At 70.9% G+C, this 22,361-nt stretch carries 20 protein-coding genes and 1 other RNA gene; 14 read left to right on the forward strand and 7 right to left on the reverse strand.

Going from position 1 to position 22,361, the window contains the following annotated elements; all coding sequences use genetic code 11:
- Positions 1–164 precede the first annotated feature (164 nt).
- Positions 165–947, reverse strand: a complete 783-nt coding sequence (gene hisN / locus ACFWQG_RS07755) for a histidinol-phosphatase (protein ID WP_378507006.1) — start codon at positions 945–947, stop codon at positions 165–167.
- Positions 948–1,017: 70 nt separating this feature from the next.
- On the opposite strand from hisN, the gene prfB reads away from it, so the two are divergent.
- From prfB to smpB, 6 genes are all read left to right on the forward strand, one after another.
- Positions 1,018–2,121 (forward strand): peptide chain release factor 2, encoded by a 1,104-nt coding sequence (prfB, locus tag ACFWQG_RS07760; RefSeq protein ID WP_378507007.1) that lies wholly within the window; start codon positions 1,018–1,020, stop codon positions 2,119–2,121.
- A complete protein-coding gene (locus ACFWQG_RS07765; RefSeq protein WP_378507008.1) occupies positions 2,122–3,012 on the forward strand; it encodes a mechanosensitive ion channel family protein in 891 nt (296 codons plus the stop codon). It abuts the gene before it with no gap.
- Positions 3,009–3,578, forward strand: a complete 570-nt coding sequence (locus ACFWQG_RS07770; RefSeq protein WP_378507009.1) for a hypothetical protein — start codon at positions 3,009–3,011, stop codon at positions 3,576–3,578. Before ACFWQG_RS07765 ends, ACFWQG_RS07770 begins: the two co-directional genes overlap by 4 nt.
- Before the next feature lie 67 nt (positions 3,579–3,645).
- Entirely contained in the window at positions 3,646–4,335 is a 690-nt protein-coding gene (ftsE, locus tag ACFWQG_RS07775; RefSeq protein WP_378507010.1) for a cell division ATP-binding protein FtsE, read from the forward strand.
- 43 nt (positions 4,336–4,378) lie between these two features.
- Entirely contained in the window at positions 4,379–5,284 is a 906-nt protein-coding gene (gene ftsX / locus ACFWQG_RS07780) for a permease-like cell division protein FtsX (RefSeq protein ID WP_378507011.1), read from the forward strand.
- Between the two features lie 68 nt (positions 5,285–5,352).
- Positions 5,353–5,829, forward strand: coding sequence for an SsrA-binding protein SmpB (gene smpB, locus ACFWQG_RS07785; RefSeq protein ID WP_378507012.1), 477 nt, complete (start codon positions 5,353–5,355; stop codon positions 5,827–5,829).
- Here smpB and ACFWQG_RS07790 read toward each other — a convergent pair.
- Entirely contained in the window at positions 5,826–7,877 is a 2,052-nt protein-coding gene (locus ACFWQG_RS07790) for an elongation factor G (protein ID WP_378507013.1), read from the reverse strand. The genes smpB and ACFWQG_RS07790 overlap by 4 nt on opposite strands.
- Before the next feature lie 111 nt (positions 7,878–7,988).
- Entirely contained in the window at positions 7,989–10,079 is a 2,091-nt protein-coding gene (locus tag ACFWQG_RS07795) for a peptidase (protein WP_378507014.1), read from the reverse strand.
- Positions 10,080–10,267: 188 nt separating this feature from the next.
- Here ACFWQG_RS07795 and ssrA point away from each other — a divergent pair.
- Positions 10,268–10,638, forward strand: a transfer-messenger RNA (tmRNA) gene (gene ssrA / locus ACFWQG_RS07800).
- Between the two features lie 328 nt (positions 10,639–10,966).
- On the opposite strand, the gene ACFWQG_RS07805 is transcribed toward ssrA, so the two are convergent.
- Positions 10,967–11,473, reverse strand: a complete 507-nt coding sequence (locus ACFWQG_RS07805) for a hypothetical protein (RefSeq protein WP_378507015.1) — start codon at positions 11,471–11,473, stop codon at positions 10,967–10,969.
- Positions 11,474–11,907: 434 nt separating this feature from the next.
- Here ACFWQG_RS07805 and ACFWQG_RS07810 point away from each other — a divergent pair, with 434 nt between their 5' ends.
- Positions 11,908–12,258 (forward strand): hypothetical protein, encoded by a 351-nt coding sequence (locus ACFWQG_RS07810; RefSeq protein WP_378507016.1) that lies wholly within the window; start codon positions 11,908–11,910, stop codon positions 12,256–12,258.
- On the opposite strand, the gene ACFWQG_RS07815 is transcribed toward ACFWQG_RS07810, so the two are convergent.
- Entirely contained in the window at positions 12,259–13,446 is a 1,188-nt protein-coding gene (locus ACFWQG_RS07815; RefSeq protein ID WP_378507017.1) for a lipase family protein, read from the reverse strand. It lies immediately after the preceding gene.
- Between the two features lie 95 nt (positions 13,447–13,541).
- On the reverse strand, positions 13,542–16,766 hold the full coding sequence (locus tag ACFWQG_RS07820; RefSeq protein WP_378507018.1) for an arabinosyltransferase domain-containing protein: 3,225 nt from the start codon (positions 16,764–16,766) through the stop codon (positions 13,542–13,544).
- Between the two features lie 73 nt (positions 16,767–16,839).
- Between ACFWQG_RS07820 and ACFWQG_RS07825 the strand changes: the two genes are divergently transcribed.
- Genes ACFWQG_RS07825 through ACFWQG_RS07850 form a run of 6 tightly spaced genes read left to right on the forward strand, consistent with a single transcriptional unit; the run spans position 16,840 to position 21,646 of the window.
- Complete coding sequence (locus ACFWQG_RS07825) at positions 16,840–17,481, forward strand: LON peptidase substrate-binding domain-containing protein (RefSeq protein ID WP_378507019.1); 642 nt, start codon at positions 16,840–16,842, stop codon at positions 17,479–17,481.
- A gap of 21 nt (positions 17,482–17,502) precedes the next feature.
- Positions 17,503–17,916: a fluoride efflux transporter FluC gene (locus ACFWQG_RS07830; protein WP_378507020.1), complete on the forward strand. Its 414-nt coding sequence runs from the start codon at positions 17,503–17,505 to the stop codon at positions 17,914–17,916.
- 1 nt (position 17,917) lies between these two features.
- Entirely contained in the window at positions 17,918–18,274 is a 357-nt protein-coding gene (locus tag ACFWQG_RS07835; RefSeq protein ID WP_378507021.1) for a DUF190 domain-containing protein, read from the forward strand.
- Positions 18,271–18,657: a fluoride efflux transporter CrcB gene (crcB, locus tag ACFWQG_RS07840; RefSeq protein WP_378507022.1), complete on the forward strand. Its 387-nt coding sequence runs from the start codon at positions 18,271–18,273 to the stop codon at positions 18,655–18,657. The genes ACFWQG_RS07835 and crcB overlap by 4 nt, the downstream gene beginning before the upstream one ends.
- Before the next feature lie 43 nt (positions 18,658–18,700).
- On the forward strand, positions 18,701–20,341 hold the full coding sequence (gene pgm, locus ACFWQG_RS07845) for a phosphoglucomutase (alpha-D-glucose-1,6-bisphosphate-dependent) (protein ID WP_378507023.1): 1,641 nt from the start codon (positions 18,701–18,703) through the stop codon (positions 20,339–20,341).
- Positions 20,342–20,374: 33 nt separating this feature from the next.
- Positions 20,375–21,646, forward strand: coding sequence for an MFS transporter (locus tag ACFWQG_RS07850; protein WP_378507024.1), 1,272 nt, complete (start codon positions 20,375–20,377; stop codon positions 21,644–21,646).
- Here ACFWQG_RS07850 and ACFWQG_RS07855 read toward each other — a convergent pair.
- Positions 21,563–22,324 carry a VIT1/CCC1 transporter family protein gene (locus tag ACFWQG_RS07855; protein WP_378507025.1) on the reverse strand — a complete coding sequence of 254 codons (762 nt, stop codon included), beginning with the start codon at positions 22,322–22,324 and terminating at the stop codon, positions 21,563–21,565. The two genes, ACFWQG_RS07850 and ACFWQG_RS07855, sit on opposite strands and share 84 nt — an antisense overlap.
- Positions 22,325–22,361 lie beyond the last annotated feature (37 nt).

Here is a 22,361-nt window from a genome sequence, read left to right on the forward strand (position 1 = left end):
CGCGGCCCTTGTGGAAGGTGGCGGTGAGGTGCTAGATGCTGCGCCGGGACGCCGTGTGCACAGGGTTCCTCGCGCGTGCGCAGGGGTGTTCGGCGCCCAACACTCCCGCGCACACCGCAATCGGCGTGTGCACAGGGGGATTGCCGGGGGCGGGAGGGCCCGGCTCAGCGCAGCCGGGTGAGCACCTCGTCGTGCAGCAGGCCGTTGCTCGCGACCGCGCTGCCTCCGTGCGGGCCGTCGCTGCCGTCGAGGGCGGTGAACCGGCCACCCGCCTCGCGGACCAGCAGGTCGAGGGGGGCGAGGTCCCACAGTGACACCTCGGGTTCGGCGGCGATCTCCAGCGCCCCCTCGGCGAGCAGGCAGTAGGACAGGAAGTCGCCGTAGCCGCGGACCCGCCACACCGCGTCGGTCAGGTCGAGGAACCGGTCCCGGATGCCGAGGTCGCGCCAGCCGCTCAGGCTGGAGAAGCTCAGGCTCGCGGCGTCGAGACGGTCGACGGCGGACACCGCGATCCGCCTCGGTGCCGCACCGTCGAAGGAAGTGAAGGAGCCGGCGCCCGCGGACGCCCACCAGCGTCGGGACAGGGCGGGCGCGCTGATCACGCCGACGACCGGGACGCCGTCCTGCAGCAGCGCGATCAGCGTCGACCACACCGGCACCCCGCGGACGAAGTTCTTGGTGCCGTCGATCGGGTCGACCACCCACTGCCTGCCCTCGAAGCGGGCCTCGCCGCCGAACTCCTCGCCGAGCACGGCGTCGCCCTGGCGCTCCTGGTCGAGGATCGCCCGCACCCGCTGCTCCACCGCGAGGTCCGCGTCGGACACCGGCGTCAGGTCGGGCTTGTCGTCGACCTTGAGGTCGAGGGCGCCGAACCGGTCCCGGGTGATGGCGTCGGCGGCGTCGGCGATGCGCAGGGCGAGGAGCAGGTCGGCAGCGAGATCGGTCACGGGGGTACAGGCTACCGGCGGCGGCCTCCCGACTCCGGGGCACTCCGCACACCCGGTAGCCTTGATTCTCGTGCATCCCGACGTTTCCGCTGACCTCGCCGAACTCGACACCACCCTGACCACCGTCGAGACGGTGCTCGACGTCGAGGAGCTGCGTCGACGCATCGACGAGCTCGAGCACCAGGCCGCCGACCCCGACCTGTGGAACAACCAGGAACACGCCCAGCAGGTCACCAGTCAGCTCTCGCACGCGCAGGCCGAACTGCGGCGCGTCGAGGAACTCCGCTCCCGGCTCGACGACATGGAGGTGCTGTACGAGCTGGCCGAGGAGGACGGCGCGGACGCCGTCGCGGATGCCGACGCCGAACGCGCCCAGCTGCGCGAGGACATCGCCGCGATGGAGGTCAAGACGATGCTCTCCGGCGAGTACGACGAGCGCGACGCGCTGGTCAACATCCGCGCGGGTGCGGGCGGCGTTGACGCCGCGGACTGGGCCGAGATGCTGATGCGGATGTACATCCGCTGGGCGGAGAAGCACGGCTACGGCACCGAGGTCTACGACACCTCGTACGCCGAGGAGGCGGGCATCAAGTCGGCGACGTTCGCGGTCAAGGCGCCCTACGCGTACGGCACCCTGTCCATCGAGATGGGCACGCATCGCCTGGTGCGGATCAGCCCGTTCGACAACCAGGGCCGCAGGCAGACCTCGTTCGCCGAGGTCGAGGTGCTGCCGGTCGTCGAGACCACCGACCACATCGACATCGACGAGAACGACGTCCGCGTCGACGTCTACCGCTCGTCCGGCCCCGGCGGGCAGTCCGTGAACACCACCGACTCCGCCGTCCGCCTGACGCACGTCCCGACCGGCATCGTCGTCACCTGCCAGAACGAGAAGTCGCAGCTGCAGAACAAGGTGTCCGCGATGCGGGTGCTGCAGGCCAAGCTCCTCGAACGCAAGCGGCAGGAGGAGCGCGCCGAGATGGACGCCCTCAAGGGCGACGGCGGCAGCTCGTGGGGCAACCAGATGCGGTCCTACGTGCTGCACCCGTACCAGATGGTCAAGGACCTGCGCACCGAGCACGAGGTGAACAACCCGTCCGCCGTCCTCGACGGCGACATCGACGGGTTCATCGAGTCCGGGATCCGGTGGCGGATGCGCGGAGAGCAGGACTAGTTGACCGCCCTCGCGCTCGACTGGATCCCGGACACGGGATTCCGGAGATGGCTGTCGTCGAGCGGCCTCGAGATCGTCCTGTACGTGCTCGGGGGCATCCTCATCGCGCGGTTCATCAGCTGGGGCGGCGGCCGGATCACCGACCGCATCGACCTGGGCTACAGCCAGGGCGACGCCCTGGTGCGGTCCGAGGCCACCAAGCATCGGCACGCCCTCGCCCAGGTGATCACCTGGGTGCTGATCTCGATCGTCTACGTGCTCGTCGCGATCGAGGTGCTGCAGCGGCTCGGCTTCGCGATCGGCAGCCTCGTCGCGCCGGCCACCGTCCTCGGTGCCGCGCTCGGCTTCGGCGCGCAGCGCATCGTGCAGGACATCCTCGCCGGCTTCTTCATCATCACCGAGAAGCAGTACGGCTTCGGGGACGTGGTGAAGATCGCGATCACCGGCTCCGGCGACGACGCATACGGCACCGTCGAGGACGTGACGCTGCGGGTGACCCGGCTGCGGTCCTCGGACGGTGAGGTGATCACCGTCCCGAACGGGCAGATCGTCAAGGCCGTCAACCTGTCCAAGGATTGGGCGCGCGCGGTCGTCGACGTGCCGATCCCCGCGGCCGCCGACCTCAACCACGTCAACGACGTGCTGCGGACCGTGTGCCGGGAGGCGTTCGCCGACCTCGACCTGGAGCCGCTGCTGCTCGACGAGCCGACCGTGATGGGCGTCGAGTCGATCGAGGTCGACACCGTCAACATCCGGGTCGTTGCCCGCACCCTGCCCGGCAAGCAGTTCGAGGTCGGGCGCGCCCTGCGGATTCGGGTCGCGGCCGCGCTGCGGCGGGAGGGCATCTTCGTCGGCCCGGACCTCACCGTCGACCAGGGGGACGCGACGTGACCGCGGACGAGCCGACCCCGCAGAACCCGGCCCCCGAGAACCCGGCGCCCGAGAACCCGACGTCGGCACCGGAGCGGCCGTCCGCCGCGGACGCGGGGGACACCAAACGCGCCTGGTTGCGCCGGATCGAGCGGTCCGGCTGGTGGCATCGGGTGCGGCAGTGGCGGCTGCCCGGCCACCTGGGGCGGGCCAGGACCTCGACCGTGCTGATCGCCGTCGCGTTCGCCGCGACCGCCGTGCTGCACGGCGAACTGAACCCGGAGCTGCCCGCGCAGCAGCGTCCGGCGCCCGCCAGGACCGAGTCGCCAACCCCGACACCCCCGCCCGCCGCGAACACCACGACGCGGCCGCCCACATCCACCCCGCCGACCACCACCCCGACCCCGTCGGGGTCGGCGACCGGGACGGGCACCGCGGCGAGCACCACACCGACGACGGAGCCGTTGATCGTGCTGCCGCCGGGTCTGGTCCCGTCCGGTGTGGAACTGCCGCCGGGGGTTGCCGTCGAGACCACCGAGCAGCCGAGCGGGACGGTCACGCCGACACCGGCAACCAGCACACCCTGACGGGCGTCACCTGCGGGCATGTCGGACCTCGCTGCCGCATCGCCCGGCATGTCTAGACTGGCTCCTCGTGATCAGCGTGGAGAGTGTGTCGAAGTCCTACAAGGCGTCCTCACGGCCCGCCCTGGACAAGGTCAGCGTCTCGATCGACAAGGGCGAGTTCGTCTTCCTGATCGGAGCCTCCGGGTCCGGGAAGTCCACGTTCATGCGGCTGCTGCTGCGGGAGGAGACCCCGACGGCTGGCGAGATCCACGTCGCCGACTTCCACGTCAACCGGCTGCCCGCGCGGCGGGTGCCGAAGCTGCGGCAGTCGATGGGGTGCGTGTTCCAAGATTTCCGGCTGCTGTCGAGCAAGACGGTGTCCGAGAACGTCGCGTTCGCGCTCGAGGTGATCGGCAGGCCGCGGGACATGATCGAGCGGACCGTGCCCGAGGTGCTCGACCTGGTCGGCCTGTCCGGCAAGGCGGATCGGCTGCCACACGAACTGTCCGGCGGCGAGCAGCAGCGGGTCGCGATCGCGCGGGCCTTCGTCAACCGCCCGCTGGTGCTGCTCGCCGACGAGCCGACCGGCAACCTCGATCCCGACACCAGCGGCGACATCATGCTGCTGCTCGAACGGATCAACCGGACCGGCACCACGGTGCTGATGGCCACCCACGACAACCACATCGTCGACTCGATGCGCAGGCGGGTGGTCGAACTCGACCTCGGTCGCGTGGTCCGCGACGAGGCACGGGGCGTGTACGGGGTCGGGCGCTAGCCCGCCCCGCCGTCCCGCCCCGACACACGAAGGACACCACCCGATGCGCGTCAGCTTCATCCTCGGCGAGGTCTTCACCGGACTGCGCCGCAACATCACCATGACGGTCGCGATGGTCCTCACCACCGCGATCTCCCTCGGCCTGTTCGGCAGCGGCCTGCTCGTCGTGCAGATGGCGGACAAGACGCAGCAGATCTTCCTGGACCGGGTCGAGGTGCAGATCTTCCTCACCGAGGACGTGTCCGCCACCGACCCCGGCTGCACCCAGGACCTCTGCCGCGGGCTGCGCGAGGACCTCGAGGGCACCGACGCGGTGGTGTCGGTGCAGTACCTCAGCCGCGAGGACGCGGTCGCCGACGCCAAGGAGCGGGTGTTCAAGGACCAGCCGGAGCTCGCCTCGATGGTCAGCCCGGAGGCACTGCCCGCATCGTTCAAGGTGCGGATGTCGGATCCGATGCAGTTCGGTGCCGTCGAGGACGCGTTCGCGCAGCGGCCCGGCGTCGACAGCGTGCTCAACCAGCGGGACCTCGTCGAGCGGCTGTTCAGTGTCCTCGGCGGCATTCGCAACGCGGCGTTCGCGATCGCGATCGTGCAGGCGATCGCGTCGATCCTGTTGATCGCCAACATGGTTCAGATCGCCGCGTACACCCGCCGCACCGAGGTCGGGATCATGCGCCTGGTCGGCGCCACCCGCTGGTACACCCAGCTGCCGTTCCTGCTGGAGGCGGTCGTCGCTGCCCTGGTCGGTGCGGGCCTCGCGATCGCCGGCCTGTTCACGGCGAAGAACATGTTCATCGACGACGTGCTCACCGACGTGTACGACGCGAACATCGTCGCCCGCATCTCCAACAGTGACGTGCTGCTGGTCTCGCCGATCCTGGCGCTGGTCGGGGTCGGGATGGCCGCCGTCACCGCCTACGTGACGCTGCGCCTGTACGTGCGGGAATAACCGGTTGCCGGGGCGCACTATCCTGGTCTGTACGTGACATTGCCGAGGTACTTCGAAGGGGCCCGGACGTGAAGGAAAAGGGCCGCAAGGTCATTGCCACGAACCGTAAGGCGCGGCACAACTACACCATCCTCGATACCTTCGAGGCGGGCATCGCCCTGGTCGGCACCGAGGTGAAAAGTCTGCGCGAGGGGAAGGCGTCGCTGGTGGACGCGTTCGCGACCGTCGACGACGGCGAGGTGTGGCTGCGCGGCCTGCACATCCCCGAGTACGGGCACGGCAGCTGGACGAACCACTCGCCGCGCCGCACCCGCAAGCTGCTGCTGCACCGCCGCGAGATCGACAACCTCGTCGGCAAGTCCAGGGAGGGCAACCAGACGCTGGTGCCACTGTCGATGTACTTCAGCGACGGCAAGGTGAAGGTCGAGCTCGCGCTGGCGAAGGGCAAGCAGGACTACGACAAGCGTCAGGACATCGCCCGGCGCACCGCGGAACGAGAGGTGACCCGGGAGATCGGGCGCCGCGTGAAGGGCATGAGCCGCTAGCCTGCGTCGCCGTCGCCTGCGTAGCGGGACGCGACCGCGGTCGGCATCACCTCGTATCGCAGGTGCGCGCGGGCGAAGTCGGCGGTGCCGTGGGTGAGCGAGCGCAGGTCGACCGGGTAGCGGGCGAGTTCGATCTCGGGCACCTCGGCGCGCAGCAGCGTGGTACCCGGCTCGGTGGTCTCCGTCCCGAGCACGTGCCCGCGCCGCGCCGACAGGTCGCCGAGCACGGCACCGAGGTAGTCGTCGGGCAGGACGACGCGGACCGCGGCGACCGGTTCGAGTAACCGGATCTCGGTGCGGCTCGCGGCATCCTTGAGCGCCAGTGCCGCCGCCGTCTGAAAGGCGGCGTCCGACGAATCCACCGAATGCGCCTTCCCGTCGACCAGGGTGACCCGCACGTCGACGAGGGGGTGGCCGGTGCCGACCCCGGACAGCAGCTGGGTGCGGACGCCCTTCTCCACCGACGGAATGAAGTTCTTCGGCACCGACCCGCCGACCACCTGCACCGCGAACTCGAAGCCCCCGCCCGCGGGCAGCGGTTCGACCTCCAGGTCGCAGATCGCGTACTGGCCGTGCCCGCCGGACTGCTTGACCAGGCGGCCGTGCCCCGACGACCGCGCGCCGAACGTCTCCCGCAGCGCGACCCGGTACGGCACGGTGTCGACGTGCACGCCGTGCCTGCTGCGCAGCCGGTCGAGGGTCACCTCCGCGTGCGCCTCGCCGGTGCACCACAGCACCAGCTGGTGGGTCTGCGGGTCCTGCTCGAGCCGCAACGCCGGATCCTCGACGGTGAGCCGGGTCAGCGCCTGCGACAGCTTGTCCTCGTCGGCCTTGCCGTGCGCCTCGACCCCGATCGGCAGCAGCGCCGCGGGCAGCGGCCAGGCGGGCATCGGTGTCGTCGCCGGGTCGTCGGTGAGGGTGTCGCCGATGTGCGTCGCCGCGACCTTCGGCACGCAGACGAGGTCGCCAGCCACCGCCTCCGGGACCGGATGCGTGGTCTTGCCGAACGGGCCGGCGAGCGTCGTCACCCGTTCCTCGGTGGTCTGTTCCCCGAGCACCCACAGGTGAGTGTCCGGGCGCAGGGTGCCCGCGTACACCCGGACCAGGTTGATCCGGCCCACGTACGCGTCGCCGACGATCCGGATGACCTGGGCCGTCAGCGGGGCAGCCGGGTCGGCGGCCGGGCCGGGCCCGACCCGATGCGTCGGATCCGGGAACGCCCCGGCGATCAGGTCGAGCAGCTCCGCGGCGCCGAACCCGGAGTCGGTGACGGCGAGCGCGGGATGCAAAGTGCAGTCGACGATCTCGTGCCGCAGCCCGGCGAACAGCGCGTCGGTGTCGAGTTCCTCACCGCCGAGATACCGCTCCATCAGGGTGTCGTCGAGACCGGAGATGGCCTCGACGAGGCTGTCCCGTGCGGCGCTGATGTCGGGCGCGCCCTCGGTGTCCCCGTATCCGCGACCGGTCAGCAGGTCGATCGACCCGCGGGGAGCGCCGCCGTCGTCGAGCACCGGAACGAACATCGCCCGCAGCGTGTCGGGCCCGAGGCCGAACGCGTCGTGGCAGGCGGCGAGGATCTCGGCGAAGCCCTCCCTGGCCAGGTCGAGCTTCGAGACCGCGATCGCCCGCGGCACGCCCGCGTCGGACGCCTCCCGCCACAGCGCCCGGGTCGGCGCGGTGACCGGGTCGGTCGCGGAGACGACGAACACCGCGCCGTCCGCCGCCCGCAGCCCGGCGCGGAGTTCGGCGTCGAAGTCGGGATGTCCCGGCGGATCCAGCAGGTTGATCCGCACCCCGGCCCAGTCCAGGGGGAGCACCGACAGTTGCACCGACCGCTGCTGCTGGTGCTCGATGTCCTCGTGGTCGGAGACCGTGGTTCCGTCGGCGACGCGGCCTGCCCTGCCGATCGCGCCGGCGGCCAGCGCGAGGGATTCGGCGAGGGTGGTCTTCCCGACCCCGCTGCATCCGACGAGGACGACGTTGCGGATCCGGTCCGGTCCGGTGACCGATGCGGCGGGCGTCGAACGGGACGAGGTTCGGTCGGCCACGATGGCCTCCTCACGGTGGCGGTGCCGCCTGGGGTGACGGTGTCGGCTCGTCGTCGAGTCTAGGCCCGAACCCTCGCCGCGGCCGGACGATTCGGCCGCCCGCCGCCCGCGTCAGCGGTCCACGCGCTCCCACATCTGCAGGTACGCCTCGGCGCCGCGGCTCAGGTCCTCGATGATCCGGTCCCCGTCCTCGCCCGCGTGGATCCGCATGTCTTCGATCCAGTCGGGGATCAGCCCGTACTGCGCGACCCCGTCGACGTTCAGGTCGAAGACCCGCTCCCCGGTCCGCTGCCGGTCCATCACGGTGCCGCCGTCGAAGGTGGTGTACGGGTAGCGCAGCGGGCTGGTCGCTGCGTCGGTCCGCGGCCGCGCCTGCGGACCGAAACCGTTGGTGTCCGCGCCGTACCCGAAGCCGAAGTAGTAGTCGTCGCTGCGCATCCCGCGGGCCTCCCGCCACGCGGAAACGAAGTCGTCCTGCGTCGGGTCGGCCTGCGGGGTCGACGCGTAGGCCGCAACGAATCCGCCGAGCGCGTAGATCCGCTTGTAGTTCAGCGGGTCGGTCCAGCTGTGGCTCGACACCACACCCGAGTACCCGGCCTCCTCAAGGATCGTCAGGGTGTCCGCTGCGGTCTTCACGCTCATGTGGTCGACGTCGACGATCATGCCGCGGGCCATCATGCCGCGGACCATGTGCTCGCCGAGGTCGGTCAGGCCGCGGGTGTTGCACAGCGGTCCGGACGGGTACACCGGTGTCGTGACGCCGGGCGGCAGCGCGGCGAGCGCAGCGGCGGGTCCGTCACCGACGGACAGCAGCTCGTTGTCGCGTTCCCGGGTCGTGCACGGCTCCGCCTCCCAGAACCGTCCGGTGCCGATGAAGTTGCCGACATTGACCGCGACCCCCTGGATGCCCGGGTCGAACCGGACGCCGCCGAACGCGTTATCGAACTTGTGGGTGACGACCATCTGCCGCACCCCCATCGCGTACACCTCGTCGAGGCCGCGGTCGATGTCTTCGGCCGTGCATTGCGGCACGCCGTCCCGGATGCTGCACCCGAACGGTTCCGACGTTTCGACGCCGAGGGTGACGGCGAGCTTGCCCGCGGCGGCGACCTCGCGGACCTCGGCGGGGGAGCTGACGATCCGGAACCAGCCGCGGCCGGGACCGCCGTACTGGGCGTCGATGTAGTCCTGCATCTCGTGCACCTGCTGCGCCTGCGCGCGAATGGTGTCCATGTCGTTGCAGGACCGGTTCTTCAGCGGGTAGATGTCGCACAGCACCCGGTTGTTGACCAGCAGGTTGGTGAAGATTCGCAGGCCGCCGCGCCAGGCGCGTTCGACCCAGCGGTAGTAGGTCTGCTCGTGGGTCAGCGAATCGGGGTGCGGCCAGTCCCGGAAGGTGGGCCAGCCGACGGTGTCGTGCTCGGCGACCGGGGAGCCGTGGGACAGGATGTTCTCCAGCAGCGCGGGCAGGCCGTCGGTGCCGTGGTCGGCGCAATCCCGCAGGGCGGCGGTGATGCCCTGCGGGTCGAACGGGGTGCCGCAGTGCACCTGGCCGCCGATGAACAGGTTCGCGTCGAGGTGCACGTGGGCGTCGATGAACCCGCGGACCTCCCCGTTCGGCCCGGTCCCGGCCAGCGGCGTTCCGGTCGCGTTCACCTCGGAGTCGGGGAAGTCGGCGCACCCCGACGTCGGGACCAGCGTGAAACGGCCGCCGTCGGGGTCGATCCCGGGGTCGGTGGAGAAGAACCTGCCCTCGTTGGCGGTGAGCTGGTCGCCGGTGTCGGTGGAGACGATGCTGTAGACGCCGCCGGTGTGCGTCAGGGTCCAGTCGGTCGCGGGGGTGGCGTCGCGGGTCGCGACGATCGCCGGGCCCGCAGGCGTGTCGTCGGTGGCGAGCAGGTCGCCGCCGCGGCCGTAGAACATGAACCGACCCAGCTGTGCGGCGTGCAACCGGAATGCCTCGGCCTCGGCTGCGGTGCCCGCGTCGATCCGGTAGCCGTCCGGGGTGAGCCGGGCGAACGCTCCCGTCTGCTCGGAGCGGAGGGCGTAGCAGCCGTTCGCGAGCCCGAACACGGGGTCGTCGCCGGGACCGGTGGGCGCGGGCTCCGGGGCCGCACCAGCGGAGGTCGCGCCGCCGACCACGAGTGCGGCGGCGACCCCGAGCGCGGGAAGGACACGGCGAAGGCGGGCGGCGAGGGTCATGTGTGTCCGAGGTCTCCCGGGTCGGGTGGGTGTGGCCTGAATCATCGGGCGGGTGGGTTCGCAGCGTAGGCGGTAGCTGGACATATGTCCAGGTTTGGGTGCGTCGACACGCCGACCGGAAAATGGGGATGATTTCCCCGCCGCGGCGCGTTACAGTGTGTGGTCCCAGCAGGTTGCTGGGTACGTACGGGGCTGAACGGTTTCGACTGCGTACGTTTAGTTTGGGGAAGCGTGTCGGTGCAGGCAAGAGACCACCGTAAGCGTCGATGCAACCAATTAAGCGCCGATTCCAATCAGCGCGACTACGCTCTCGCTGCCTAAGTAGCGAAGCGTGTCTGTCAGTCCGATCTCGCCCTCGGGTCGGGTACTGGCATCAGCTAGAGGGCTTTACCGCACGGCTCGGTCACGGAGTCGGGCGGGACATCCAACAGTGACTGGGATCGTCATCACGGCTTGTTCGCGAGACCGGGAGATCCAAGTAGAGGCATAGCGAACTGCACACGGAGAAGCCCAGGCAAATTTGCGTAGGACCCGGGTTCAATTCCCGGCAGCTCCACCGCATGAGGCCCCGGACCACACGGTCCGGGGCCTCGCCCCGTTTCCGGGGCCCTGCCGAGGGAGGCGGCGGATGCGGACGGATCTAGTGAGTGCTCGGACGTTCGTGGCCCAGGAAATACCGTGAGTGCGTGCGACGAAGCATCTCGATCGAATCGCTCACCAGGGAGACAATCTCCACGTTGGAATCAGAGCGTGCCTTCTCAAGTTGAAGCCGGTGCAGCATGGCCGATCGACGTCCGTCCGCCCCGGAGAACTGGGTCACGGTTCGGTCTGCAGTCTTGCGATTGAACTCGATCACAAATGCTGTCACTATGCCGTCCCTCCCTCGGTCAGCCGCGAAGTGTCCGCTCGATGTCGTCGAGCATAATAGATAGCTGGGCTTCGCCTTCGAGCACCGATTCGCCGATCCTACGAACGTGTTCGGGCAGATCATCGAGACTCTGCCACACGTATCCAGCCTCTGGAAGCATCTGCGCGATCGTGTTCTTGCGTTCCTCGATCACCCTGATGTGCCCGGTGGAGATCTCCTGGAGTCTGGTGGCGATTGCGATCCATGTTGGGTCTGTCGCGTCACTGATCGTTGTCTGATCGACGCTGCTGTATCGGATGCCTCGGCCGACGATATCGCCAAGACGTTCATAGGTGTTCGCCCATTTGCTTTGCAGTTCGGTACGAACCTGGACCTCGGCCATTGCTCTACGCAGCTTGAGGTGGATGTGGACCGCTCGATACCCGCTGTGATGGTGGACGCGCAGATCCTTGATCGCCTTGCTTGGGTCCATACCGAACGAGTGCGCAATCGCTGCTGCAACCGCGTCTTGCTGGTCGAGCGTCATCTCGGCGTCGCAGCGCACCCCCCGCGATGTCCACGATGTTGTTGAGCGGGCCGGAGTCGAGGCGGTTGAGCTTCTCCCTCAAAGTATCGATCGTCTTCGTCCGGAACGTAAGATCCGGGTCCGCGCTGGGGAGTAGGGAATCCCAGGGAAGTGACTGCACTTTTTCGTGAACCTCGGCGGCGAGCTCGTCATACCAGATCATTACGTCGTCGTACTCGGGACAGCCAGCGACCGGACCCACTCCGTCGCGGAGACATTGGGCCAGCAGCTCCATCTGCTTGTTCGACCAGGGCCGATCCTGCACTTGCACCCACCGATCTAGAGGTCAGCCTTCACCCGGCGTGTGGACCATATTGGCATTCGACGACCGCCAGGGTCCGCAGGGTGGGAGGCATCGCTCCGTGTCGTCGACTTGCGGTGACTAGTCTGTACTCGTGGAATCCGGCGGACCAGAATCCCTCCATGCCGTCGACTTCGCGCACACCGACGCGGCCTCGCGGCGGCGCCGCGACAAGGCGCTCGGGCTGGCGCGGTTCGTGTGGGACCTCGGGATCGGCAGCGCCGACCTGCTCGCGATGCCCGACGAGCGGCTCCGCAAGCTCGCCCGCGCCGCTGGCGCGAACCCGCCGAGCACGCACGAGACGTGGACCGTGGTCGCTGACCTGCTCGACGAGAAGAACCGCTGGGCCGCGGCCCATCCGGGCGACCCGCGCGCCGTCCCCGCGCACGCCGACGAGAAGATCACCTGGGTCAAGCCGCCGCTGCCGCCGTGGCCCGCGCCGTAGTCAGCAGTTGCTGGGAGCGGGCACGCCCCCGAACCGGTCACCGAGGTAGCCGAAGACGCCGGGGATGCCCTCGATCGCGGCGGGTCCGTGATCGCCGGGCAGCACGTTGAACAACACCCGGGTGCCGGACGCGCACCAGCGGCTCATTGTCGCCGACGTCGAATCGAGCGGTGCCAGCTGGTCGCCCGCCCCGTGCCACGCGAACACCGGAGCGGTCGGGGCGCCCGGATAGGTCAGCAGGCTGTTCTCGTCGAAGACGGTGCGCATCGGGGGTTGCAGCACCCGGTTCGGGTCCTGCGTCATTTCACCCGTGCTGTGGCCTGCGCCGTCGTCGATGATCTGCTGTGAGCAGGCGTTGACGATCTGATCGCGCAGCGACCTGCCTTCCTGCGTCAGGAACGGCGACACCATGATCTGGTTCGGGTACTCCCGCTCGAGGCCGAGCGTCGCGGCGAACGCCAGCCCGAACAGCGGGTGCGGGGCCGGGCCGAGACCGGCGGCCATCTCGATCAGATTGGTGGGGACACCCCCCTGCGCGACCCCGACGATCGGCAGGTCGGGCGCGTACGTCGGGGCCAGCGCGGCGGCCCAGCCGGTGGCCATGCCGCCGCCGGAGTAGCCGACGAGGCCGACCGGGCTGCGGACCAGGCGCAGTTCGGGCAGGTGTTTGACCGCGCGGATCCCGTCCAACACGATCTGCCCGCCGAGCCGGGCGGCGCCGTACGCGCTGGTCGGTCCGAGGTGGTCGGGAATCGTGACCGCCCAGCCCCGCAACAGCAGCGGCGCCAGCGCGGGCGCCTCGGTGAACTGCCCGTTGAAGAGGGTGTGCGACGGCCCGCACTGGGTGCCGAGCGAATTGATGATCGCCTGATAGGACACCAGCGGGCGGTCGACGCCGCCGCGCGGCACCATCACCGTCGTGGCGGCCGCGATCGGCGCGCCCGATGAGTTGGTGGATCGGAACAGGACCTGCCAGCCGTCGGCGTTGCCGTACCGGGAGACGTCGACGGGGCGGGTACGTAGCACGTCCCCGTTGGCGCGGGCGGCGAGGTCGGGCGGCGCCCAGTAGAACGGGTCCGGGTCGGCGACCGGAGTCGTGGGCTGGGCCTGTATGGGGGGAGTGGCGAAGAGCAGGCAGGCGAGCATTGCGAGTGCGGCGGCCACGGACCGCCCGAGCAGAATGCGCATGGAAGTCCCTTTCCGCCCTACAGCGTAAACCGCTTCGCGGTCCGTGCGTGATTTTCACCACTATTGGGGTGAAAATCACGCACGGGCGCGCAGCGCTACCAGGCGGTGATGATCGGGCCGGGGGTCCACGTCCCGGACCGGGTCACCGTTGCGGTGTCGACCCGGGCCGGGCCCGCGGCGCGGTCGATCGGGACGAACTGCTCGATGGACCCCCAGTCCCGGTCCCAGTCGTGCGCCAGGTAGGACGGGATGGTGCGGGCACCGAGCAGCATGCCGGTCCAGCCGAGCGGCCCGCCGCCGGCGTGGTCCTGCCAGCGTCCGGTGGCGATGGCACCGTGGCGGTCGGGGAGGATCCGGTACTCGGGCACCTCCGCGACCCCGTTGCGGTGCAGCATCTGCGCCTGGCACGGGAAGTTCAGGCCGACGGCCCAGTCCAGCAGCACCGGTGTCTGCGTCCCGACGACCTCCTGCAGCGTCTGCGTGACCGGGACCCGCGGCGGCGTGAACGCGAGCCACTGGTCGCCCGCGATGTCGGTGTCCGCGGCGACGATGCGCACCACGTCGGCCTCGGCGGGCAGCCGGTCGAGGGGGACCCGCAGGTTCCGCCACGACGGGACCGGGCCGATGTCAATCGGGGTGGTCGAGCCGAGCATCCGCACCCCGCCTGCGTCGGTGACGCCGTACTCGACGTCGAGCCGCTGGCCGTAGGTGGCGATGCCGTCCGCGTCGACGGAGTGGATGCGGCCCGCGACGGCGATGGAGATCAGGTCGCCGCGCGAACCCTCGCTGTCCGGGTCGGGCAGTCGATACCAGTCGGTGCTCACCTGCGCGGCGCCGGACGCGCCGTAGCTGCCGAGCACCGGGGTGGACGCGGGCGCGAGACCGAACGGCAACGCGACGGTGGAGCCGTTGACGCCCTCGCCGCCGAATCCGCCCGCGGTTCCGGCGCCTGCGGTGTCACCGGAGTCCCCGGTGCGGTCGATGGTGTTGGCGGTGCCCGCGGCGAGATCCTCCTCGTCGGGGGTCAGGTCGGCGGCGACGCCGTTCGGGGTGAACCCGTCGCCGCCACCCGCGGTGAGCCCGGCTGCGACGTCACCCGACAGCGGCCGCAGCGTGGACGCGTTCGGATCGGTTTCCAGCAGAACGTCGTTCGCGAGGCCGCAGCTGTTGCCGGTGATCGAGTCGATGCTGGACCGCGCCACCGAGTACGCCGGGTACTGGGCCACCGCGCCCTTCGCGAGGGAGAGCACCTCGAACAGGACCAGCGCGGCGGCGGCCACCGTCAGCGGCGGGATCGACCACAGCCGCCCGGGGTCGCGGCGCCGGTCCGCGGTGGGGTGCACGTGGTACCAGGCGGCGACCGCGAGCAGCGCGAGGGTGGCGCCGAGGAGCAGCGTCGCGAATCCGACGCCAGCGACGGACGGCGGCTTGTCCCACCACGGGACACCGTAGCTCGACACGTACCACCAGCCGTTCTGGCTGACGAACGACATCGTGACCAGGAACGTGACCGCCGCCGCGAACAGGGCCCGGTTGCGACGCGACCGCAGCACGATGGGCGAGACCGCGATCGCGGCGACCACCGCGACGGCGGCGGCGAGGCCCGCGTAGATGCCGAAGTGGTGAGTCCACTTCGTCGGGGCGAACATCATCAGCACCATCGCGCCGAGGGTGATGCCGACGATCCGACGACTCGGCCCCTGCGCGGTGCCGGGGATCTGCCCGCCGCGCCGCAGCATCGCCACGATCACCGTGACCAGGCACAGGATCATCGTGAACACCGCGAAGCGGCGCGAGAGGGACCCGTCGACGCTGATCTGCAGCAGCCACTGGTAGCGCATGTACTCCATGAACCAGGGGTCGGCGGGGCCGATGGCGTGCACGTGCTGCATTTCCCGGACCGCGGCGAGGGTCTGGTCCGCGAACACCAGCGCCAGCACCCACACGCCGGCCGCGATCAGCGGCAGCAGGGTCGCGGTGTAGCCGACCGTCCGCGCCCGGTCGGCGATGATGCGGGCGATCGGGCGGGCCCCCGCGATCAGGGCGGCGAAACAGATGATGCCCGACGGGCCTGCGGTGACGGTGACGGCGCCGACCAGGATCGCGGCCGCCGCGGGCAGCAGCCGCCGCGTCGCGATCGCGCGTTCGACCGAGCACCAGGTGGCGAGGACGCCGACCGCGACGATCGGTTCGGGACGCAGGCCGTTGTTGAACGGCAGCCAGAACGCGAGGAACACCAGCGCTCCGGTCCACAGCGGCACCCGGGACGCGCGCGCCGCGGCGCCGAGGCGGGGCGCCACCTCCCGGCTGATCAGCCACCAACCGAGCAGTCCGGCGCACAGCGCGGGCAGCCGCATCCAGATGCTCGCCGTCGAGACGTGCGTCATCCAGGCGAGGACGTCGTAGAACGGGGTGCCGAACGGGGCCTCGGGGACACCGAACCAGCGGAAGTAGTTCGCCATGTAGCCGGCCTCGCCCGCGGCGCGGGCCATGCCGAGCTGGTAGCCGTCGTCGGCGGTGTTCGCGCCGATCACATGCCACAGGCCGAGGGTGCCGACGACGAGCGCGTCGATCCGGGTGAAGCTCCACCACCGGGCGGGCAGGAATCGTCGGGTGCGCCGCCCGTCGGCGGCGTCGATGCGGTGCAGTGCGACCAGCGAGACCGCGGTCGCGAGCGCGGTGAGCAGCATCGCGGCCAGCTTCAGCGGGGTCGGGGCGGTGCTGAAGCGGGTGTCGAGCTGCGCGGTCACCGACAACCCGTCGGCGGTGTCGGGCAGCTGCGAGAACACCCCGACCAGCTGCGGACGCAGGTCCTCGTCCAGCGTCGCCGTGACCTCGCCGACGGTGGCGGTGGTCCCGGCCGGGTCGGAGCGGACGGTGATCGTGCACCCGGCGGTCAGGTCGTCCAGAGGGGTCGACACCAGCACCCGGTCCCGGACGATCACGTCCAGCCGCGGGTCGGGGTCGGCGACGACCTTCGCGACCAGGCCGTACCGCTCGGCGTCCCGGCTCCCGATGGGCGCCGTCGACACCAGCACCCCGCCGTCGGGCAGCTGGTCGATGGCGGTGCAGGGGATCGCGACGTCGAGGTCGATCGGCGCGTACGACACCAGCGGTGCCGTGACGCCGGTCGTCGCCCCGTTCTGCGGCCAGGACACCGTCGCCGCGGTCTGCCGGACCGGGAGGAACGGGATGGAGACGGCGAGGACGATGCCGAGCAGCGCGCTGACCGCCGCGACCAGGCGTGGCCCGCGGAGCCGGGAGGGCGGGGCGGGGGTGGCCCGTTCCGCGGGGTCGGCGATCGTGTTGGTGTCCGTCACGGCTCGACATGCTAACGACTCGGCAGGGCGCACCTGCAGAGCCGCAGGTCGGGGCCCTTGTTAGCCTGACGAGATGGCGCCGGGTGAGACGTATGAACTGCCGATGTTCCCGCTCGGTGCGGTGCTGCTGCCCGGCGAGGTGCTGCCGCTGCAGGTGTTCGAGCCGCGGTACCTGGCGATGATCGAGCACTGCACGGCATCCCCGGAGCGGATGCGATTCGGGGTGGTGCTGATCGCCCGCGGCAACGAGGTCGGCGGCGGCGACGAGCGGACCGGTGTCGGGACCGTCGCCCGGATCACCTCGTGCCGCCGCGCGCCCGGCGGCAGGCTGCTGCTCGGCTGCGTGGGGGAGGAGCGGATCCGGGTGGACGAGTGGCTGCCCGACGCCCCCTACCCGCGGGCGCGGGTGCGGTCGTGGCCGGACGACCCGTCGGAGCCGTCGGCGGACGACGTCGCCGCCCTCACCGACCGGATCACCGAACTCACCGACCTGGCATCGACCGCCCCTGGCGCGCCGCGGCCCCCGGACTGGTCGCAGCTGACCGGATCGGCGGGCGATCGGGCGTTCACGCTGGCCCGGGTGCTGCCCCTCGGCCCGCTCGACACGCTGCGGGTGCTGACCGCGCCGTCCGCGGCCGAGCGGGTGCCGGTGCTGGCGCGGGCCGTGGACGACGTCGTCGCGGCCGTGCGGTTCCGGCTCGGCGAGCGCGGGTAGCGGGGACCGGAGGAGGTGACCGTGACGCGGGAGGACGTCCCGGTGATCGCCGTGGTCGCGGCGGGCGGCGCGCTCGGTGCGCTCGCCAGGTACGCGCTGACGGTGGCGATTCCGCCAACACCCGGGCAGCTGCCGGCGGCGACCGCGATCGCGAACGTCACCGGCTGTTTCCTGATCGGGATCCTGATGGTGGTCGTCACCGAGGTGTGGACCGGGCATCGGCTGCTGCGCCCGTTCCTCGGGGTCGGTGTTCTCGGCGGCTACACCACCCTCTCCACCTACGCGGTGGAGGTCCGGGAACTGCTCGCGGGCGGGCACACCCCGCTCGCCGTCACCTACCTGGCCGGCAGCGTCCTCGCGGCACTGGCCGCGGTCCTCGCCGGACTGTGGATCGCGCGGGCAGTCGTCGGCGCGCGCGTCGGGAAGGGAATCTGACATGACCACCGACCGGCACACCGTGCACTCCCGGTCCGAACTGCGGCTGTCGATCATCCTCGGGCTCGACGACCTGTGGCACCACCGCCCGACGTACCAGGAGATCGTCCGCCGCGCCCGCGACGCGGGACTCGCAGGCGCCAGCGTCTGGCGCGGCATCGAGGGCTACGGCGCGTCCTCGCGCATTCACACCACCCGCCTCCTCGACCTCGCCGACGGGCTGCCGGTGCTGGTGGTCGTCGTCGACGACGAGCCCCGCATCCGCGCGTTCGTCGCGGCCATCGCCGAACTGCTCACCCGGGCGACCGTCACCGTCGACCGGGTCGAACGGTTGCACGTGAGCGACCGACCGGAGTGACGCCCGGCGCATCGCTCGCCCCGGTCCTGCTCGTCCTGCTCGGCGGCGCGATCGGGGCACCGACCCGCTACCTCCTCGACCGGGCGGTGCAGTCCCGGCACGACAGCGCCTTCCCGTGGGGGACGCTGTGCGTCAACGTGATCGGATCGCTGATCCTCGGTGTCCTCGCCGGCGCCGCGACCGCTCACGACAGCGCGCTGTGGACGCTGCTCGGGACAGGCTTCTGCGGCGCGTTGACCACGTTCAGCACCTTCGGCTACGAGACCGTCCGGCTGTTCGAGGACCGGGCGCGGCGGTACGCGGTGGTCAACGTCGTGGTCACCGTCGTCGCCGGGGTCGGCGCGGCGGCCGTCGGGTTCACCCTCGGCCACCTGCTCGCCTGATCGGATGCCGCCCGCGAACGGACCGCATGGTCGAATTGACGCCATGGCCCACCCCCGCGCTGGCACCCCCGCACGCCCCGAGGACCTTGAGGACCTCGCCCACCTGGTGACGGCCTACTACAGCCGGATCCCGGACCCGGGCAACCCCGACGAACGGGTCGCGTTCGGCACCTCCGGGCATCGCGGGTCGAGCCTCGACGGTGCGTTCAACGAGGCCCACATCCTCGCGACGACGCAGGCGATCGTCGAGTACCGGGCGAGCCGCGGCCACACCGGACCGCTGTACCTCGGCCGGGACACGCACGCGCTGTCCGAACCGGCATGGACCAGTGCCCTCGAGGTCCTCGCGGGCAACGGCGTCGACGTGTTCGTCGACGCCGCGGGCCGGTACACCCCGACCCCCGCCGTCAGCCACGCGATCCTGCGTCACAACGCGCAGGCGCCGTCCGCCCTCGCCGACGGAATCGTCGTCACCCCGTCGCACAACCCGCCCCGCGACGGCGGTTTCAAGTACAACCCGCCGACCGGTGGGCCCGCCGGCTCGGACGCGACGTCGGTGATCGAGCGCCGCGCCAACGAACTGCTCGCCGCGGGCCTCGGCGGGGTGCGCCGGGTGCCGCTCGCGACCGCGCTCGCGACCGCAGCGCACCCGCACGACTACCTCGCCACCTACATCGACGACCTGCCGAACCTCGTCGACCTCGACGCCGTCCGGGCCGCGGGCATCCGGATCGGCGCCGACCCGATGGGCGGCGCCGCGGTCGACTACTGGGGTGCGATCGCGGAGCGGCACCGCCTCGATCTGACCGTCGTCAACCCCGCCGTCGATGCGACGTGGCGGTTCATGACCCTCGACACCGACGGCCGGATCCGGATGGACTGCTCGTCCCCGGACGCGATGGCCTCGCTGATCGGGGCCCGCGACCGCTACGACCTCGCGACCGGCAACGACGCCGACGCCGACCGGCACGGCATCGTCACCCCCGACGCCGGGCTGATGAACCCGAACCACTACCTGGCCGTCGCGGTCGACTACCTGTACCCGCACCGCCCGGCCTGGGACGCGGGGGCCAGGGTCGGCAAGACCCTGGTCAGCTCCTCGATGATTGACCGCGTCGCCGCCGGGGTGGGCCGCGACCTGACGGAGGTGCCGGTCGGCTTCAAGTGGTTCGTGGCGGGCCTGGCGTCGGGTGAGCTCGGGTTCGGCGGGGAGGAGAGCGCGGGCGCGTCGTTCCTGCGCCGCGACGGCCGCGTCTGGACCACCGACAAGGACGGGATCGCGCTCGCGTTGCTGGCCGCCGAGATCCTCGCCGTCACCGGCCGCACCCCGTCGCAGCGGTACCGCGACCTCGCCGACCGGTACGGGGACCCGGTGTATGCGCGGGTCGACGCGCCCGCCGACCGCACGCAGAAGGCGGCACTCGCCGCGCTCACGCCGGACGCGGTGACCGCGACCGACCTCGCTGGCGAGGCGATCACCGCGACCCTCACCGCGGCGCCGGGCAACGGAGCACCGATCGGCGGGCTGAAGGTGTGCACCGCGAACGCCTGGTTCGCGGCCCGGCCGTCCGGCACCGAGGACAAGTACAAGATCTACGCCGAGTCCTTCCTCGGCGCGGACCACCTCAGACAGGTGCAGGACGCGGCGCGGGAGTTGGTGTCCCGCGCGCTGGGCGAGAACTGACCGCCCCGGTCGACGGACTAGTTTGGATCGGTCATGACTGCAGCCGAATCCGCCCCCGACTCCCGGGACACCCGACTCCCCAGCGAGATCTGGGTTCTCGTGAGCGCGAGCTTCGTCATCGCGCTCGGCTACGGCATCGTCGCGCCCGCGCTGCCGCAGTTCGCGGTCAGCTTCGGCGTCGGCGCGTTCGCCGCGACGGTCGTGATCTCGTCGTTCGCGTTCATGCGCCTGGTGTTCGCGCCGGCCAGCGGGTCGCTGGTGCAGCGGATCGGCGAACGCCCCACCTATCTGACCGGGCTGCTGATCGTCGCCGCGTCCACCGGGGCGGTCGCGTTCGCGTCGAGCTACTGGCAACTGCTGATCTTCCGGGGGATCGGCGGCATCGGCTCCACCATGTTCACCGTCTCCGCGCTCGGGCTGCTGATCCGGATCACCCCGCCGCACATCCGGGGTCGGGTCTCCGGCCTGTATGCGACCTCGTTCCTGTTCGGCAGCATCGGCGGCCCCCTCGTCGGCGCCGCCCTCGTCGGGTTCGGGCTGCGGGTGCCGTTCCTCATCTACGCGGTTGCTCTGCTGATCGCGGCGGCCGTCGTGTACTTCCGGCTCAAGGACTCCGCGCTCGCCACCCCCGAGACGTCGAGCGACGCGGCAACCATGACCTTCCGTCAGGCCGTGCGGCTGCCCGTGTACCGGGCGGCGCTGCTGTCCAATTTCGCCAACGGCTGGGCGGTCTTCGGGGTGCGGGTCGCGCTGGTGCCGCTGTTCGTGGTGCAGGCGCTGCACGCCAGCGACGGCTACGCGGGCATCGCGTTGACCGTCTTCGCGGTCGGCAACGCGCTCGTCCAGATCCAGGCCGGGCGCCTCTCCGACGCGTACGGGCGGCGCCCGTTCGTCCTCGCCGGGCTCGTCGTCAGCGGACTGTGCACCGCGGGCCTCGGGTTCAGCCCCAACCTGTGGGTGCTGTTCGCGCTGTCCGCGATCGCGGGCGTCGGATCCGGACTGATGAACCCCGCGCAGCAGGCCGCCGTCGCCGACGTCATCGGATCCAAGGCCCGCGGCGGCCCGGTCCTCGCCGCCTTCCAGATGGCATCGGACGTCGGCTCCGTCGTCGGCCCGCTCGTCGCCGGGGTGCTCGCCGAGCAACTGACCTACGGCACCGCGTTCGCCGTCACCGGCGCGCTGACGATCCCCGCGATCGCGGCCTGGCTGCTGGCCGGTCGATCAGCCGGGCACACCCACCCCGATCACCAGGCCGACGAGGTACGTCGCCCCGACCGCGATGAGCCCGAACAGCAACTGTCGTAGCCCGCCCCACACCAGCGGCCGCGACGTCAGGTGCGCGGTCGTCGCACCGACCACCAGCAGGCCGATGCACCCGACCGTCAGGCCGACGATCAGCGACTCGAAGCCGAGCAGGTACGGGAGCAGCGGGATGATCGCCCCGATCGCGAACATCAGGAACGACGACGCACCCGCCACCAACGGGGACGGCTTCTCGGTCGGGTCGACACCCAACTCGTGTGTCAAATGGATCGTCACTGCCTGCTCGGGATCGCGGTGCACCTCCTCGGCCGCCGCCCGCGCGGTCGCCTCCGACATCCCCATCTCCACGAATGTGCCCACCAGTTCGGTCTGCTCGGAGACCGGATGCTTGCGCTGCGCCCGCGCCTCCACCCGCACCTCGGCGTCGATCTGCTGGTTCGCCGTCGACACCGACGCGTACTCGCCCAACGCCATCGAGAATGCGCCCGCCGCCAACCCGGCGACCCCGCTCAACACGATCGCGTGCGCATCCAGACCCGCGCCGCCGACACCCGCGAGCAGCGAGGTGTTCGTCACCAGGCCGTCCATCGCCCCGAACGCCGCCGCCCGCAACCAGCCACCGGACACGTTGGCGTGCCGGTGATCGAACTCGTGCGGCAGCGCACCGTGGGGCAGGGGAGATCCGGGCTCGCCGGCGCCCGGGTGCGGCGCATCGCTCATGACCGTGAATCTACGCGCGGCGACGATGGCGGTGCCG

It is taken from the genome of Rhodococcus sp. NPDC058532 (assembly GCF_042719255.1).
GTDB lineage: Bacteria > Actinomycetota > Actinomycetes > Mycobacteriales > Mycobacteriaceae > Rhodococcus_G.